Annotated in this window: 14 protein-coding genes; 4 read left to right on the top strand and 10 right to left on the bottom strand. The window is 63.0% G+C overall.

Translation table 11 applies throughout. The annotated features are described in order from the left end of the window. Window positions 1-16 precede the first annotated feature (16 nt). A complete protein-coding gene (locus tag HNO53_RS03490; protein ID WP_209476296.1) occupies window positions 17-1909 on the bottom strand; it encodes an ABC transporter ATP-binding protein in 1893 nt (630 codons plus the stop codon). 264 nt (window positions 1910-2173) lie between these two features. Here HNO53_RS03490 and soxR point away from each other — a divergent pair, with 264 nt between their 5' ends. Next, a complete protein-coding gene (gene soxR, locus HNO53_RS03485; protein WP_240549072.1) occupies window positions 2174-2623 on the top strand; it encodes a redox-sensitive transcriptional activator SoxR in 450 nt (149 codons plus the stop codon). Window positions 2624-2699: 76 nt separating this feature from the next. After that, window positions 2700-3329 carry a glutathione S-transferase family protein gene (locus HNO53_RS03480; protein ID WP_209476292.1) on the top strand — a complete coding sequence of 210 codons (630 nt, stop codon included), beginning with the start codon at window positions 2700-2702 and terminating at the stop codon, window positions 3327-3329. A gap of 36 nt (window positions 3330-3365) precedes the next feature. On the opposite strand, the gene HNO53_RS03475 is transcribed toward HNO53_RS03480, so the two are convergent. Both HNO53_RS03475 and HNO53_RS03470 read right to left on the bottom strand, forming a co-directional pair. Then, window positions 3366-3587, bottom strand: a complete 222-nt coding sequence (locus tag HNO53_RS03475) for a hypothetical protein (RefSeq protein ID WP_209476290.1) — start codon at window positions 3585-3587, stop codon at window positions 3366-3368. Between the two features lie 113 nt (window positions 3588-3700). After that, window positions 3701-4711 (bottom strand): AraC family transcriptional regulator, encoded by a 1011-nt coding sequence (locus HNO53_RS03470; RefSeq protein ID WP_209476288.1) that lies wholly within the window; start codon window positions 4709-4711, stop codon window positions 3701-3703. 206 nt (window positions 4712-4917) lie between these two features. On the opposite strand from HNO53_RS03470, the gene HNO53_RS03465 reads away from it, so the two are divergent. Further along, window positions 4918-6357, top strand: coding sequence for an FAD-binding oxidoreductase (locus HNO53_RS03465; protein WP_242597526.1), 1440 nt, complete (start codon window positions 4918-4920; stop codon window positions 6355-6357). Window positions 6358-6415: 58 nt separating this feature from the next. Here HNO53_RS03465 and HNO53_RS03460 read toward each other — a convergent pair whose 3' ends face one another. Then, window positions 6416-7609 (bottom strand): M24 family metallopeptidase, encoded by a 1194-nt coding sequence (locus tag HNO53_RS03460; RefSeq protein ID WP_209476286.1) that lies wholly within the window; start codon window positions 7607-7609, stop codon window positions 6416-6418. Between the two features lie 147 nt (window positions 7610-7756). Between HNO53_RS03460 and HNO53_RS03455 the strand changes: the two genes are divergently transcribed. Continuing rightward, window positions 7757-8479 (top strand): YebC/PmpR family DNA-binding transcriptional regulator, encoded by a 723-nt coding sequence (locus HNO53_RS03455; RefSeq protein WP_209476284.1) that lies wholly within the window; start codon window positions 7757-7759, stop codon window positions 8477-8479. 64 nt (window positions 8480-8543) lie between these two features. Here the strand turns inward: HNO53_RS03455 and HNO53_RS03450 are convergent, their stop codons facing one another. The 6 genes from HNO53_RS03450 to HNO53_RS03425 all read right to left on the bottom strand — a co-directional run bounded on the left by HNO53_RS03450 (window position 8544) and on the right by HNO53_RS03425 (window position 13332). Next, a complete protein-coding gene (locus HNO53_RS03450; protein WP_209476282.1) occupies window positions 8544-9689 on the bottom strand; it encodes a DUF3618 domain-containing protein in 1146 nt (381 codons plus the stop codon). Continuing rightward, window positions 9686-10123, bottom strand: a complete 438-nt coding sequence (locus HNO53_RS03445) for a phage holin family protein (protein ID WP_209476280.1) — start codon at window positions 10121-10123, stop codon at window positions 9686-9688. The genes HNO53_RS03450 and HNO53_RS03445 overlap by 4 nt, the downstream gene beginning before the upstream one ends. Window positions 10124-10199: 76 nt before the next feature. Next, window positions 10200-10655, bottom strand: coding sequence for a hypothetical protein (locus tag HNO53_RS03440; protein WP_209476278.1), 456 nt, complete (start codon window positions 10653-10655; stop codon window positions 10200-10202). A 310-nt stretch (window positions 10656-10965) separates the two neighbouring features. Then, window positions 10966-11718, bottom strand: coding sequence for a creatininase family protein (locus tag HNO53_RS03435; RefSeq protein WP_209476276.1), 753 nt, complete (start codon window positions 11716-11718; stop codon window positions 10966-10968). Between the two features lie 9 nt (window positions 11719-11727). Beyond that, the gene (locus tag HNO53_RS03430; protein WP_209476274.1) at window positions 11728-11931 is read right to left on the bottom strand and encodes a tautomerase family protein; all 204 of its coding nucleotides are present in this window, start codon (window positions 11929-11931) and stop codon (window positions 11728-11730) included. Window positions 11932-12024: 93 nt separating this feature from the next. Next, window positions 12025-13332, bottom strand: coding sequence for a putative bifunctional diguanylate cyclase/phosphodiesterase (locus tag HNO53_RS03425; RefSeq protein ID WP_209476272.1), 1308 nt, complete (start codon window positions 13330-13332; stop codon window positions 12025-12027). Window positions 13333-13633 lie beyond the last annotated feature (301 nt).

Genomic DNA, 13633 nt, shown 5'->3' with positions numbered 1-13633 from the left:
GACCAGGCGCCGCATTTCAGGGCGCCACGTCCAGCGGCTCTCCACGCCCGCGTTCGCTTTCCTCCTCGGTATCCAGCCCCAGGAAGCCACCCGACTGACGCCGCCAAAGCGAGGCGTAGAGGCCGCGATTTGCCAGCAGCTCCTGGTGGGTACCGCTCTCGACGATGACACCTTCGTCGATGACTACCAGACGATCGAGCATGGCGATGGTCGACAGCCGATGGGCAATGGCGATCACCGACTTGCCTTCCATCAGGGCATAGAGCTGCTCCTGGATGGCCGCCTCCACCTCGGAGTCGAGCGCCGAAGTGGCCTCGTCGAGCACCAGGATCGGGGCGTTCTTGAGCAGTACCCGGGCGATGGCGATGCGTTGCCGCTGGCCCCCGGAGAGCTTAACCCCACGCTCGCCGACATGGGCATCCAGACCGCGACGCCCTTCGAGATCCACCAGCTCGTCAATGAACGTATCGGCATGGGCGCGGCGCACCGCTTCCCAGATCTCCTCTTCGCTGGCGTCGGGGCTGCCATAGCGGATGTTGTCGCGCACCGAGCGGTGCAGCAGCGAGGTGTCCTGGGTGACCATGCCGATCTTGCGGCGCAGCGACTCCTGGGTGACGCCGGCGATATCCTGACCATCGATCAGGATGCGGCCGCCCTCCAGGTCGTAGAAGCGCAGCAGCAGGTTGGCCAGGGTCGACTTGCCGGCCCCCGAGCGGCCGATTAGCCCGACCTTCTCGCCCGGCGCGATGTTCAGCGTGAGGCCATCGAAGACCCGGTTGGTCTCGCCGTCGGGACGCGCGTAGCCGAAGCGCAGTGCCTCGAAGCGAATCTCGCCGCGCGGCACCGTGAGCTCGCCGGCCCCGGGCACGTCCTTGACCGCCGGCTCACGGGCGATGGTGTTGATACCGTCCTGTACCGTGCCGATGTTCTCGAACAGCCCCGCCACTTCCCACAGGATCCAGTTGGACATGAAGCGAATGCGCATCACCAGGGCAATGGCCACGGCGATGATGCCCAGCGACACGGCCTCGAGGTACCAGGCGCCGATGGCCACGGCCGCCACACCGGCCAGCAGCAGCGAGTTGAGCAGCGTCAGGCTCACGGTGAGTCCCGTGGCCAGGCGCATCTGGCGGTGTACCGTCACCATGAACTGCTCCATGGCTTCGCGGGCGTAGCCCTGCTCACGCCGCGTGTCGGCGAACAGCTTGATGGTCTGGATGTTGCTGTAGCTGTCGACGATACGCCCGGTCATCACCGCCCGCGCATCGGCCTGCTGCATGGAAACCCGGCGCAGCCGCGGCACGTAGTGGCGCAGGATCGCCACGTAGCCCACGAGCCACACCACCAGCGGCAGCATCAGCCAGGGCTCGGCTTGCCCCATCACCAGCATGGCGCCGGCAAAATAGACCAGCACGTAGACCATCAGGTCGAGCAGCTTGGTGACCGTTTCGCGGATCGCCAGCGCAGTTTGCATCACCTTCTGCGAGACGCGTCCGGCGAACTCATCCTGATAGAAGGCCAGGCTCTGGCTGAGCATGTGGCGGTGCGCCAGCCAGCGGCCAAGCATGGGATAGTTGCCGAAGATGCCCTGATGCATCACCAGCGACTGCAGCAGAGTCAACAGCGGCAGGCCGACCGCCACCAAGGCCGCCATGCCGGCCAGACGCCAGCCGTATTCGGCGAAGAATCCCTCGCGCTCGGCCCCCGACAGCCAGTCCACCAGATCGCCCATGTAGCTGAAGAACACCACTTCGGCAGCGGACACCAGCGCCGTCAACAGCGCCATCGCCACCAGCAGCGGCAACAGCGGACGCGAGAAATGCAGGATGAACGCGCCGAGCCCTCGCGGCGGTGTCCCGCTCTGCCCCGAGGGATAGGGATTCACCAGGGTTTCGAAGTAACGGAACATGACAACTCCATCGTCAGGGGAAGTACGAAAGATGACAGGCTTCAGGCTAAAACCTAAACTTAAATTGAGGTCAAGAAGAGCAAGTAAAATTTTTAAAGTCAGCGAGCTGAAACCTTACGAGTCTCTTCCACGAGGGAAAAATCAAACTTGCTGATTTTACCCATCATGAACGCTTATCGGTAAACTTGTTTCTCCTGGATGGCTTGCCCAATGCCTGATGAAACGCTAAAAACGACTCCCCAGACGAAGCCAGGGAGACGGAAGATGCCAGCCCACCTCCAACGCGATCTCAGCGTCGGCGAAGTCGCGAAACGCAGCGGCCTGGCGGTATCCGCCATTCACTTCTACGAGGCCAAGGGGCTGATCAAGAGTCGCCGCAACGCCGGCAATCAGCGCCGCTTCTCGCGCGACGTGCTACGTCGTGTGGCGATCATCAAGGTCGCCCAGCGTACCGGCATTCCCCTGGCCGAGATCCGTACCGCCTTCGAGGACCTGCCGGACTTTCGCGCCCCCACCGCCGCCGACTGGAAGCGGCTCTCGACGAATTGGCGACACGCCCTGGACGAGCGGATTACCCGCCTCGCCCAGTTGCGCGACCAGCTAGACCACTGCATCGGCTGCGGCTGCCTATCGATGGAGGATTGCCCACTGCGTAACCCTGAAGACCAGCTTGCCGCCGAGGGCTCGGGGCCACGCCTGCTCGAGCCCGATTGAACTACCGTTTAACCGTTCTGTTACGTTACCGACGGGACCTGCTATCTTGAGCTAAGCGCGCTTGGAGGGACCCGACATGACCGACCCACTGATTCTTTATACGAACCCCATGTCTCGTGGGCGCATCGCCCGCTGGATGCTCGAAGAGGTCGGCGCTGCCTACCATACCGAGGTCGTGGCGTTCGGCTCCCCCATGAAGTCTCCCCAGTACCTTGCCATCAATCCCATGGGCAAGGTGCCTGCGATACGCCACGGCGAAACGGTGGTGACCGAATGTGCCGCCATCTGCGCCTACCTGGCGGATGCCTTTCCCGAAGCCGGCCTGGCGCCGCCTCTCGCCGAACGCGGCGCCTATTACCGCTGGCTGTTCTTCGCCGCGGGCCCGCTGGAGGCCGCCATCACCGATCGCGACCTGGGAATGGAGCCCAATATCGCGCAGCAGGGCAGGGTCGGCTATGGCAGCATCGAATCGGTACTGGAAACCCTCGAGGTAGCCGTCAGCGCTCACGAGTTCATTGCCGGCCCGCACTTCAGCGCTGCCGATGTCTATCTCGGTTCACACATCGGTTGGGGGCTTCAGTTCGGCAGCCTGGAGTCATGTCCCGCCTTTGCCGATTATTGGGCACGGGTCAGTGAGCGCGAAGCGTACCGGCGTGCCAGCTCGCTCGATGAACAGGCCGCACGCCAGAACGCAAGCCTCCTTTGAACGTGAAGTGTTCAGTTGTACGTCAAGAGTGACGAATCAGTGCTGTTCGAAGGGACGAGACCAGAGATCGTCCGGTTGATGGCGGCTGAGAATCTCCTCTGCCTCCGGTTTCGATTCGTCCGGCACGATCACCTTGATCTGATTGGCCTCCTTGTCGAAGTGGAGCTTCTCGCGCGGAAAATTCTTGGAGATGAGCTCGTCGTAGGCGTTGGTGGCCTTCATGAGATCCAGATAGGTTGCCGTTACCGTCTGTGTCATGACGTCCTCCTTCCGTTGGTTGGCTATTCAGACGACCGTCATCCCGTCCGTGCGGGATGTCCCTATCCTTCCCCAGTATAGAAGATGGTTCGCGATATACATTTTCACGCCCCTCAGCGAGCCAGGTGGTCTTGATGTCGCTTCCATGTTGCCGGCGGCAGGCCCGTTTCTCGACGAAAGGCCCGGCTGAAAGCCGCTTCCGACTCGTAGCCGACCTCGAGGGCGATCGATGCCACCGAAGCGTTGGTCTGACGCAGCAGGCCGGCAGCCACCTGCATGCGCCATTTGGCCAGATAATGCATTGGCGCGTGACCGGTAAAGCGAGCGAAGCGTTCATGCAGTGCCGAGCGAGACAATCCGGTGCGCGCGGCAAGCTTGTCGATCGTCCAGGCATCTCCCGGCCGCTGGTGCAGCAATGCCAGAGCACGACCCACGTATCGATCCTGCAGACCGGCCAGCCAGGTCGGCTGGCCTTCCGGCATCGTGTCCAGATAACGCCGCATCAGCTCGACGAACATGGCCTCACTGAGGCGCTCGAGCAACGCTTCGCCCCCCGGTCGCTTGTGGATCGATTCCGACAAGGCGAAGCGAATGAAGTGAGCGATCCAATCGTCGGCCCCCTCCCTGGCACGAACGTGCAGCAGGTGTGGCAAGCTGTCCAGCAAAGGGTTGAAAGGGTTGGCATCGCAGCCAAAGAAACCACACACCAGGGTAGCACTGTGCTGCTCCTGTTCGGGATTCAGGCGCGACATTTGCAATGAGCTGCCGCGCTGGCTGGCGAAATAGGGCAGCTGTTCGGGGCGCGGAAGGGCATAAGGAGTGAGATCTACCTGGCCGCGCATGCCAGGCTCGCTCGACATCACATGCGGATCACCACGCGGAAAGATCACGACGTCCCCTTGGTGCAAGGCGACTGGCGGTTCGTCGACGACCGATGCCCAGCAACTACCCTGGGTCAGCACATGATAGGCCATTACGTGCTCGACGCCCGGCATGATGAGATTGGCAATTTCAAGCGCCGAGGGAGATTCGCTGACCCAGCGAGTATCGCCTTCGACATGATAGAAAACTGCACCGCGCAATCGTACGCAGCGTAACACTACCGACAACGTGTCCTGGCTCATGCCTGCCCCGCCCAGGGCCATGAGATGTCAGCGCGCGCCCTGTCTGAAGCAGTATTGTGGACGATGCTGCCAGTCGCCATGCCGGAATCGGATTCCGGGGCAATCCATCTGGAGTTCCGGTCAGTCACACAGGGAGAGAAGAATCGATACTGCTTACGCCGCAACAACATCCACGACAACTTTAGACGTAAGCAAGGAGTAGCACCATGCAATCCCTGACCTACCGCACCCTGGATGGCGAACTGGCCTCGTTGCCCCCCGAGCGGGTCGAAGCTTTTTCCCAGCAGATCCGCGGCGGCGTACTGACCGCCGCTGATAGTGAATACGAGCCAGCGCGCCGCGTCTGGAATGGCATGGTCGATCGTCACCCGGCTCTGATTGCCCGCTGCCTGGGCACTCAGGATGTACGCCATGCGGTCGACTTTGCCCGTCAGCACCGCATGCTGCTCAGCGTGCGTGGCGGCGGTCATCATATTGCCGGCAATGCCATTGCCGATGGCGCCTTGACGATAGACCTTTCCTCGATGCGACACGTTCGCGTCGATCCCGAGCAGCGCACCGCACGCGTCGGCGCGGGTGCCTTGCTGGGCGACATCGATCATGAAACCCAGGCGTTCGGCCTGGCCACGCCACTCGGTATCAACTCCACGACCGGCGTGGCCGGCCTGTGCCTGGGCGGCGGTTTCGGTTGGTTGACTCGCCGCTACGGGCTGACCGCAGACAACCTGATTTCCGCCGATATCGTGACCGCCGATGGCGAGCTGCACGTCGTCTCGGCCACCCGGGAGCCGGAACTGTTCTGGGCCATTCGCGGCGGCGGCGGAAACTTCGGCGTGGTCACCTCTTTCGAGTTCCAGCTACACCCCGTGGGACCTGAGGTCTTTGCCGGCCTGGTGGTATACCCCTTCGCCCAGGCCAGGCAAGTGCTTCAGGCCTGGCGCGACTTTGCCGCCACCGCCCCCCGCGACTTCAGCGTATGGACGGTGCTGCGCCAGGCGCCTCCGCTGCCCTTCCTGCCCGAGTCGGTGCACGGCAAGGAAGTCGTGGTGTTCGCCCTGCTGCATCACGGCGACATCGCCACGGGCGAACGGCTGGCCACGGAGCTGCTCGGCTTCGGCGATCCGCTCGGCAGCATGCTTGGCCCCCAGCCCTACGCCGGGTTTCAGACTGCCTTCGATCCACTGCTGACCCCGGGCGCCAGGAATTACTGGAAGTCCCACAACTTCATCGAGGTCAGCGACGAGCTGATCGACGCCGTGATCCAGGGAGCCTCGACGCTGCCCGGCCCCGAGTGCGAGACATTCATCGCCCAGTTGGGGGGCGCCATGGGCGATGTGGATGAAACCGCTACCGCCTACGCCGGGCGCAACGCCAATTTCGTGATGAACGTGCATGGTCGCTGGCAGGATCCGGGGCAGGACGACACCGTTCGCGATTGGGCACGGCAGGTGTTTCGTGACACCGCACCGTTTGCCACCGGCGGCGGCTACGTCAACTTCTTCACCGAGGATGAGGACGGCCGCGTCGACAGCGCCTATGCGCAGAACTACCTCCGGCTGCAGCAGCTCAAGCAGCAGTACGACCCCGATAACCTGTTCCGCGTGAACCAGAACATCGCCCCGATGAGGCTGGCCCGTTCCGCCTGACCCGACCTGGCCCGCCAGTGCGGGCCAGGCCTCCCTTGTCTCATCCACCGTTGCTTGCTCAAGAGGCAGCGGTCTCGTCCAGTTGCCAGTCGTTGTCCGTCAGCGGCTCGGCGCCGTTTGCCGTGACCCGCACGGTATCGCTGAGCCCCACGCCCCACACGCCAGGCACGCGCAGGCAGAGCGGCAGGTGAAAGACCATATCGGCCTCGAACTCACGCTGCTGGCCACGGGCGATGTAGCCGCTGCCCTCGACCCAGCTGGGCGGGAACTGGGCACCCACGGCGTAGCCGAACACGCCCGAGAAGAAGACCTGCTCGGCATGGCGTTCAAGCACGGACTCGGCGGCTCGGGCGGCGTCGTCGAAGGTATTGCCGGGGCGCATCGTGGCGCAGAGTGTCTCGAACAGGTCCCGACATACGTCCCGCCATGCCAGCATCGCCGGCGTGGCGCGCCCCGCCACGACCGTCTTCATCATCGGCGCGGTGTAGCGGCGATAGGCAGAACCGAACTCCAGGAATATCGGCTCGTCGGGCGCGATGCGATGACGCTGATGGTTCATGTGGATCACGCTGATGCGCCGACCGCTGGTGACGATGGGCTGCATGCTCATGAACTCGCTGCCGGCCGCCAGCATGGCGCGAGCGCCTTCCGCCGCCACGTCGTTGTCCATCATGCCGGCGGCAATGACCCGTGTGGCCGCCTCGAGTCCCAGCGAGGTGATCCGGGCGCTCTCGCGCAGGCAGGCAAGCTCCGCCTCGCTCTTGACGATGCGAATGCGGTCGAGCAGCTCGCCGCCATCGTCACGGAAACGCTCGACACCCAGGCGCGCCTGCAGTTCGCGCAACACCCCGTGACGCAGCCCTGCCCCGTAGAGATCCAGGCCAATGGCGCGAAAGGGTGCCAGAGTCTCGGCCAAGGGCTCGATCACCTCGGCGATGCCCTCCCAGCGATAGCCCAGCAGCTCGTCGACCCGCGCGGTGACCACCGCCGGCCCAGTCTCGATGGAGGGCACTTGCAGTACCAGCCGCCCGGCAGAACAGACGAGACAGGTATGCACCGACACCTCGAAGGTGTTGTAACCGGTCAGGTAGTAGATGTCGGCGGGATCGGTCAGCAGCAGGGCGTCCAGGCCGGCCTCCTGCATGGCGCCGCGAACGCGGGCCAGACGAGCCTCGAACTCGCTTACGGGAAAGGCCAGCTCGCTGGCCTCGAGTCGTGCCGCCAAGGCGTGGCGGTACTGGTGGTGATCCATGGCGCGGCTCCGACTGGCAGAAGAATCTCAAAGCAGTGTAGTCGTGCCGTGTACTCTGTCAGCCATCACCGAGACGAAATAGGGCTGTTCCCGAACAGGCCGGTTTCGTAAAATCCAGCCTCGTATCCGAAGCAACAGGACAACGTTATGGGCAGGGCCTTTCAGAACCGCAAGGAATCCATGGCCAAGACGGCCGCCGCCAAGACCAAGGTGTACAGCAAGTACGGGCGCGAGATCTACGTCTGCGCCAAGCAGGGCGGCACCGACCCCAACGGCAACCTGACGCTGCGTGGGCTGATCGAGCGCGCCAAGAAGGACCAGGTGCCCAGCCACGTGATCGACAAGGCGCTGGACAAGGCCAGCGGCGTGGGCGGCGAGGACTACTCACCGGCGCGCTACGAGGGCTTCGGCCCGGGCAACTGCATGGTCATCGTCGACTGCCTGACCGACAACCCCAACCGCACCTTCGGCGACGTGCGCGCCTGCTTCAACAAGGCCAAGAGCAAGCTCGGCACCCCGGGCAGCGTGAGCCATATGTTCGACCACTGCGCCATTCTCGCCTACGCCGGCGATGACGAGGAAGCGGCGCTGGAAGCCTTGATGGAGGCCGATGTCGACGTGACCGACATCGAGAACGAGGAAGGTCGAATTACCGTCTTCGCCCCGCATACCGAGTATGCCAAGGCCAAGCAGGCCTTGATCGACGCCTTCGGCGAAATCGAACTCGAGGTCGACGAGATCCAGTTCGTGCCCCAGACCACGACCCCGGTCGAGGGCGATGACGTGGTCATGTTCGAGAAGCTGCTCGACGCCCTCAACGATCTCGACGACGTGCAAAACGTCTTTCACAACGCCGAGATCAGCGCCTGACGCACGACACCGCGCCCGGCTGGGCGCGGCGGCACGTTTCCTTCCTGGTGGGAGACGGCGGCGTTCAAGCTCCGCGTGACGGCGTGGAGCCGCCGCTCTCGCCAGGCTTCGCGCCAGACGTCTGGGACGATGCCGTGGACCGGCTCTCCGTAGCGCTGCTGGAGACACCGCTGCCGGTTCCCATACCGCCTTTGCCAGCGGCCGACTCGCGCCCCGTATCGGTGCCCTCGGTAGCGGAAGTCGACCCCGTCTTGGCGTAGCGCTCCTCGCTTGACGGATTCTCCACATAGCCAGGTGTATCTGAATAGCTCGGCGAGTTCGACGATTGCGCCGAGCGCGCCTCCTCCTTCAGCCGGTCAGCGGTGTGGTGGACCTTCTCCTCGGCGCGCTCGAGCTGTTCCCGCCCCGCTTCCTCGGCACGCTGCAGGGCCTGATCACGCATTTCACCCAGGTGACGATTTTCGGCGCGTGTCGGCGAGAACAAACTGCCGAGTACGGCCCCCATCGCGACGCCAAGGGCACCGGCAACGAGCGGATGGTCCTGAACGAAGTGGCTGGTCTGCGCCCCGGCATCGCGAGCCCGGTGGCTGGCGCTCTGCATGGCCGAATGCTGACGGTCGCGCAGCCGGGAGGTCCGGTCGCGCACCTGTCCGCCCATATGCTGGGCACGCTCCCGCATCTGGTCGCTGACATGCTGGGCACGATCCCGTACCTGGCCGGCCATTTGCTGTGCCTTGTGCGTCATGCCATTCCCATGGCCATGCTCTGCCCCGCCATGCTGGGGGGTGGCACCGAATGCCGCAGGATCATGCCCCAGCGTCGTGGTGCCGGCGCCGCTCACACCGCCACCCGGCGCGGTTCCCCCATCGGGCGTTCGCGTGACGGGCAGCGTGGAGCCGGGGTAGCCACCCGCGTATGGCTCATGATCGTCATACTCGTGATCATGACCGGAACGGCGTTGCGCCAACAGCAGCCAGCCCAGGCCGATACCGGTCACCATGACGGGCAACGGGTTTTCACGGATCGTGTTACCCAACGATGAGAGAGCGTTTTCTGCTCCGCCGTGACGGAGATATTCGTAGGTCGTATTCATAAGCGTTCGGGGAGAGAGTTTCTCTTCGATTTCGTGAAGGGTTTCATCCAGACGTGTGCGCGCCTGATGAATTTCGTGTTCGATCTCGTCAGAGGTACGCCGATCACTCTGGCTCATCTCACCTCCTCCTTGACCGCCGCCTCGTGCTCCTGGGTCAGTGCCTTGTCACGCCGCAGGCTCGCCATGGTGCGCGATGGCATCAGGTTCTCCTGCTTGAGCTTCTTGCGCCCCGCTTGAAGCATGATGAAGCCGACCAGCACCACGACCCCACCGACGATAAGGGCGGAGAGCCAAGGCGTGGTGTCGGGAGGCAGCACGGTATTGAGACCGAAGACTGCCGCGGCAAGCAGAACCAAGAAACCGCTCAGCAGCACGGCGCCAGCGATGGCGATCGAGGCCAAAGCCCCCATGGCCTGGCTGGTCTTTTCACCCATTTCGGCCTTGGCAAGCTCGGTCTCCTTGCGCACCAGCGAAGTAACGTCACGTGCCAGGTTGGTGAAGAGGGAGGCTATCGAAGACTCCCCTGTACGCATTCTGTTTTCCGCTTCCATGATGTGTCGCCTCCTTTGCATCGACGGCAAAGCATCATTCGACGAAAGCCAAGGCTTTCATCTCATATGCTGCGACTCACTGTCTCGGTACTCCGCCCTGGCTGGAACTACGCATGAAACGCGACAGCATGAAGCCGGCCGCGATTGCACCTCCCATGAACAGCGCCGGGTGCTGGCGAGTATAATCGCGGGTCTGCTCCATCAGCGCTTCCAGGTCGCGCTCGCGAAGGGTGCGGGAGAAGTCATCGGAACGTCTGGCCAATTCGTTGACACATCCGGAGAAATAAGGCTGCTCCTGGCGTTCGAACTCGTCCGCCATCTTGTGCAGCACCGTGGACACTCGCTCGGCCTGATCGGCTGCTGCGGCCTTCTGTCGATCCAGCAAGCCCTCTGCTTGCGCCCTTGCCGCATCGCGCAGCTCATCACGGGTCTCTTCCGCCTGGTGGCGGAGTTCCTCGCGGTCGAGGCCATGCCGGTCATGCTCGCTGCCAACGCCAGCTTCACGGCTCGCGCGGCTATGGATATCGCTCATTCGCCACCTCCATGTTTTGCTAATGTCACAATCCGAAAGGGCTCCATGCCCGAAAAGGCCTCATGCAACCCTGTCCAGTCCATGCTCGACGCTTGGTTGACACTCGCAAAATAGTACGCATGGAGGGGCTGTCAATTGGCTTGCCGACCTGCCGCCAACAACGACACAAAGCAGCAATACACCGTTAATGACCGTTACCCTGACGCGCCACGAACCCAACAGTGGAAAACGCAAGGCACCGAGCCCTGACAGGCCATTGGCACGGGTATGAACGACGAGATAAAGTCGCGATGAATGTCCCTTTCACTGCCTAAATGGGGCGTATGAAAGCCCGATAGGCCTCCCAGGCATCGGAAACGCTGGCTTCGAGGAAGCGCTCACCGTGCTCGATGCTTGCCAGCGAAGGATCCGAGCCCATGCGACCGTCGGGAAAGCGACGCCGAAACTCGTCGGCATCACATTGGGCACTGCCGCGGGGGGCGATGCGCGGCGACATGTCCACCTGCTTGACGGCCTCGGGCCGCGCGAACCAGGAGAGCGCCACCTCAGAGGCAGTGGCGTGGGTGCCCTCGGCATCGCCATAGAGCGATTCCGCCAGCTCGCGGACTCGCGAACCGGCAAACCAATTATGGGTAGCCAGATGCAATTCGCCCACAGGCTGCGGCCCGTAGCCCATGCTGCGCTCGGTATGGATTTCGGCGAAGGCCGCACTCAGGGTCGCGATGTTGCCGCCATGGCCGTTGAGAAAAAAGACATGGGTGAAGCCATGGCGTGACAGCGAAATCACGGTATCGCGCAGCACGGCGATCAGAGTACTGGGGCGCAGGCTGATGGTACCGGGAAAAGCCAGATGATGCTGAGCCATGCCCAGGTTCTGGGTCGGTGCGACCAGCACCCCGTAACGCTCACCGACCTCCCAGGCAACCGTCTCGGGACAGATGGCGTCGGTGCCCACCAGTCCGTTGGGGCCGTGCTGCTCGGTGGAGCCGATCGGCACGATGATGCCGGTCTCACGTTGCAGGTAGGCGTCGACCTCCTGCCAAGTAGCATGTTGCAAGCGCATGTCGCCTCCTTATGATCCGCCTTGCCCACCGCTGCGGTCGCAGCCCATCATTCCCGCCTTGGCCCAGTTCTCGCCATCCACTTCCTGGAAGAATACCTGGACGCTTTGCTCGGAAACCCCATAAACCTCGCTGAAGGCCTCAGTGATGCGGCGCGCCAGCTCGCGCTTCTGCGTCAGTTCACGCGGGAACTGCTGAATGGTCACGATGGGCATGTCGGCTCCTATCAAGGCAGATCGGGGAAAGGCTTCATGGTCGACCCAACGAGACCTTCCCGCAACCTCGAACCTGACACGGCGCCCAAACTACTACGACGACGAATCGCTGTACTCCATGCGCGACCAGAGGCTGCCCTGCAACAGGTCGCAGCCCTGCTCGCGCAGGTAGTCGGCCTGCTGTCGCGATGCGACCCCGTTGGCCGCCACGCGCACGCCCAGCTCATGCCCCATCGTGATGACCGAACGAATGACCGCCTGGCGGCGTGGGTTGTCGAGGCAGTCGTCGATGAATGACGCATCGAGCTTGAGCGTGTCGATGGGAAGCCGGCTCAAATGCCCCAGAATGGAATGGCCGCTGCCGAAGCCGTCGATGCTGAGCTTCACGCCCTTCGCCTTGAGCCGTTCGAGCAGAACGCAGGCATGATCGGGATCCTGTATCAGCCCGGATTCGGTCAATTCGATCTCGAGCAGCCCCGCCGGCAGGGCGCTCTCGGCGAGCACCTCGCTGACACGCTCCGCGAGCATGTCGCCTGCCACGGCTACGGCCGGCATGCCGACCACTACCCGCAACCCGGAGCCGGCCTCGAACCATGAACGGGAATGGCGGCAGGCTCTCGCCAACACCCAGGAACAGATTTCATCCAGCTGCCCGTTGTCGCGAGCTGCAGGCCACCATCGTGCCGCCTCGAGCACACCAAAACGTGGCGAGCACCAGCGCGGCTGAGCCAGCACGGCTACCACCTGGCCGCTGCGTGCACAGAGCACCGGGCGGTAGCGCAGTTCCAGCTCGCCGCGCGGCAAGGCATCGCGCAGCTCGCTGCGCAGCGCTACGATGTCGGGCCCGCCGTCGAGCAGTTCGGGCGAGAAGACGCAATGACGCATGTCGCCCCTGGCCTGGGCCTTGCGCCGGGCCAGATTGGCATGGCGCATCAGTTCGGTGACCGTGCCGCCATGATCAGGATACAGCGCCAGCCCGATACAACAGCTGGTAAACAGGGTTCGCCCGGACAGCTCGAAGGGCAGACGAGTATGGGCCAGCAGCCGTTCGACGATGGACATGCCCCCCTCCAGGCCTGCCACGTCGGGTAGCACGGCCATGACCTCGTCGCTATCCAGCCGGTAGACGCTGCCCTTAAAGTCGATCACGTCGCCGACCCGTTGGGCCATCAGGCGCAGGCAAGCGTCGCCCATCGGTCTGCCCAGCGAATGGTTGATCTCCTTCAAGCGATCGATGTCGATGTGCAGAATGGCGACCTTCGAATGCTGCTCTGCAGCATGAGCCAACAAGGCGGCGAGCCGATGTTCGGCATGGCTGCGCGTGGCCAAGCCGGTGACGTCATCGCGATAGGTCGAATCGGCCGGATCATGGGATCGGCGTTGGGTGGCAAGCTGGCGCATGAGACTCCCTTCCCCACGGGATGCAACGGACCATTCGAGTATTAGAAAATAAAGTGGTCCCTTGAACCGACTGCATTCACGCCAGGGTCATTATCGTTATTCCATACTCATGCCTTCAGATATCATGTCATTCGGACCTCGTCAAAAGGAGAATTGTAACACCGGCATTTATTACTTTAGGGCTTTACGTCACCTTTCTTTGCCCCTCTTTAACCGAAGCCCGCCCCAGCAATTACGCAACCCAACTTCACTGCAACATATTGATACAGTTAGCATCTTTTTCTCGATCTAGGATTGATAA

This window comes from Billgrantia antri (assembly GCF_017868935.1).
In the GTDB taxonomy this organism is placed as follows: Bacteria; Pseudomonadota; Gammaproteobacteria; order Pseudomonadales; family Halomonadaceae; genus Halomonas; species Halomonas antri.
The sequence above is the reverse complement of the archived record's forward strand: the minus strand, read 5'-3'. Positions and strand labels throughout refer to the sequence as shown.

Excerpts from the sequence above, each read along its gene's own strand:
- HNO53_RS03490 (WP_209476296.1), bottom strand. The coding sequence starts at position 1,909 with ATGTTCCGTTACTTCGAAACCCTGGTGAATCCCTATCCCTCGGGGCAG.
- soxR (WP_240549072.1), top strand. The coding sequence starts at position 2,174 with ATGCCAGCCCACCTCCAACGCGATCTCAGCGTCGGCGAAGTCGCGAAA.
- HNO53_RS03480 (WP_209476292.1), top strand. The coding sequence starts at position 2,700 with ATGACCGACCCACTGATTCTTTATACGAACCCCATGTCTCGTGGGCGC.
- HNO53_RS03475 (WP_209476290.1), bottom strand. The coding sequence starts at position 3,587 with ATGACACAGACGGTAACGGCAACCTATCTGGATCTCATGAAGGCCACC.
- HNO53_RS03470 (WP_209476288.1), bottom strand. The coding sequence starts at position 4,711 with ATGAGCCAGGACACGTTGTCGGTAGTGTTACGCTGCGTACGATTGCGC.
- HNO53_RS03465 (WP_242597526.1), top strand. The coding sequence starts at position 4,918 with ATGCAATCCCTGACCTACCGCACCCTGGATGGCGAACTGGCCTCGTTG.
- HNO53_RS03460 (WP_209476286.1), bottom strand. The coding sequence starts at position 7,609 with ATGGATCACCACCAGTACCGCCACGCCTTGGCGGCACGACTCGAGGCC.
- HNO53_RS03455 (WP_209476284.1), top strand. The coding sequence starts at position 7,757 with ATGGGCAGGGCCTTTCAGAACCGCAAGGAATCCATGGCCAAGACGGCC.
- HNO53_RS03450 (WP_209476282.1), bottom strand. The coding sequence starts at position 9,689 with ATGAGCCAGAGTGATCGGCGTACCTCTGACGAGATCGAACACGAAATT.
- HNO53_RS03445 (WP_209476280.1), bottom strand. The coding sequence starts at position 10,123 with ATGGAAGCGGAAAACAGAATGCGTACAGGGGAGTCTTCGATAGCCTCC.
- HNO53_RS03440 (WP_209476278.1), bottom strand. The coding sequence starts at position 10,655 with ATGAGCGATATCCATAGCCGCGCGAGCCGTGAAGCTGGCGTTGGCAGC.
- HNO53_RS03435 (WP_209476276.1), bottom strand. The coding sequence starts at position 11,718 with ATGCGCTTGCAACATGCTACTTGGCAGGAGGTCGACGCCTACCTGCAA.
- HNO53_RS03430 (WP_209476274.1), bottom strand. The coding sequence starts at position 11,931 with ATGCCCATCGTGACCATTCAGCAGTTCCCGCGTGAACTGACGCAGAAG.
- HNO53_RS03425 (WP_209476272.1), bottom strand. The coding sequence starts at position 13,332 with ATGCGCCAGCTTGCCACCCAACGCCGATCCCATGATCCGGCCGATTCG.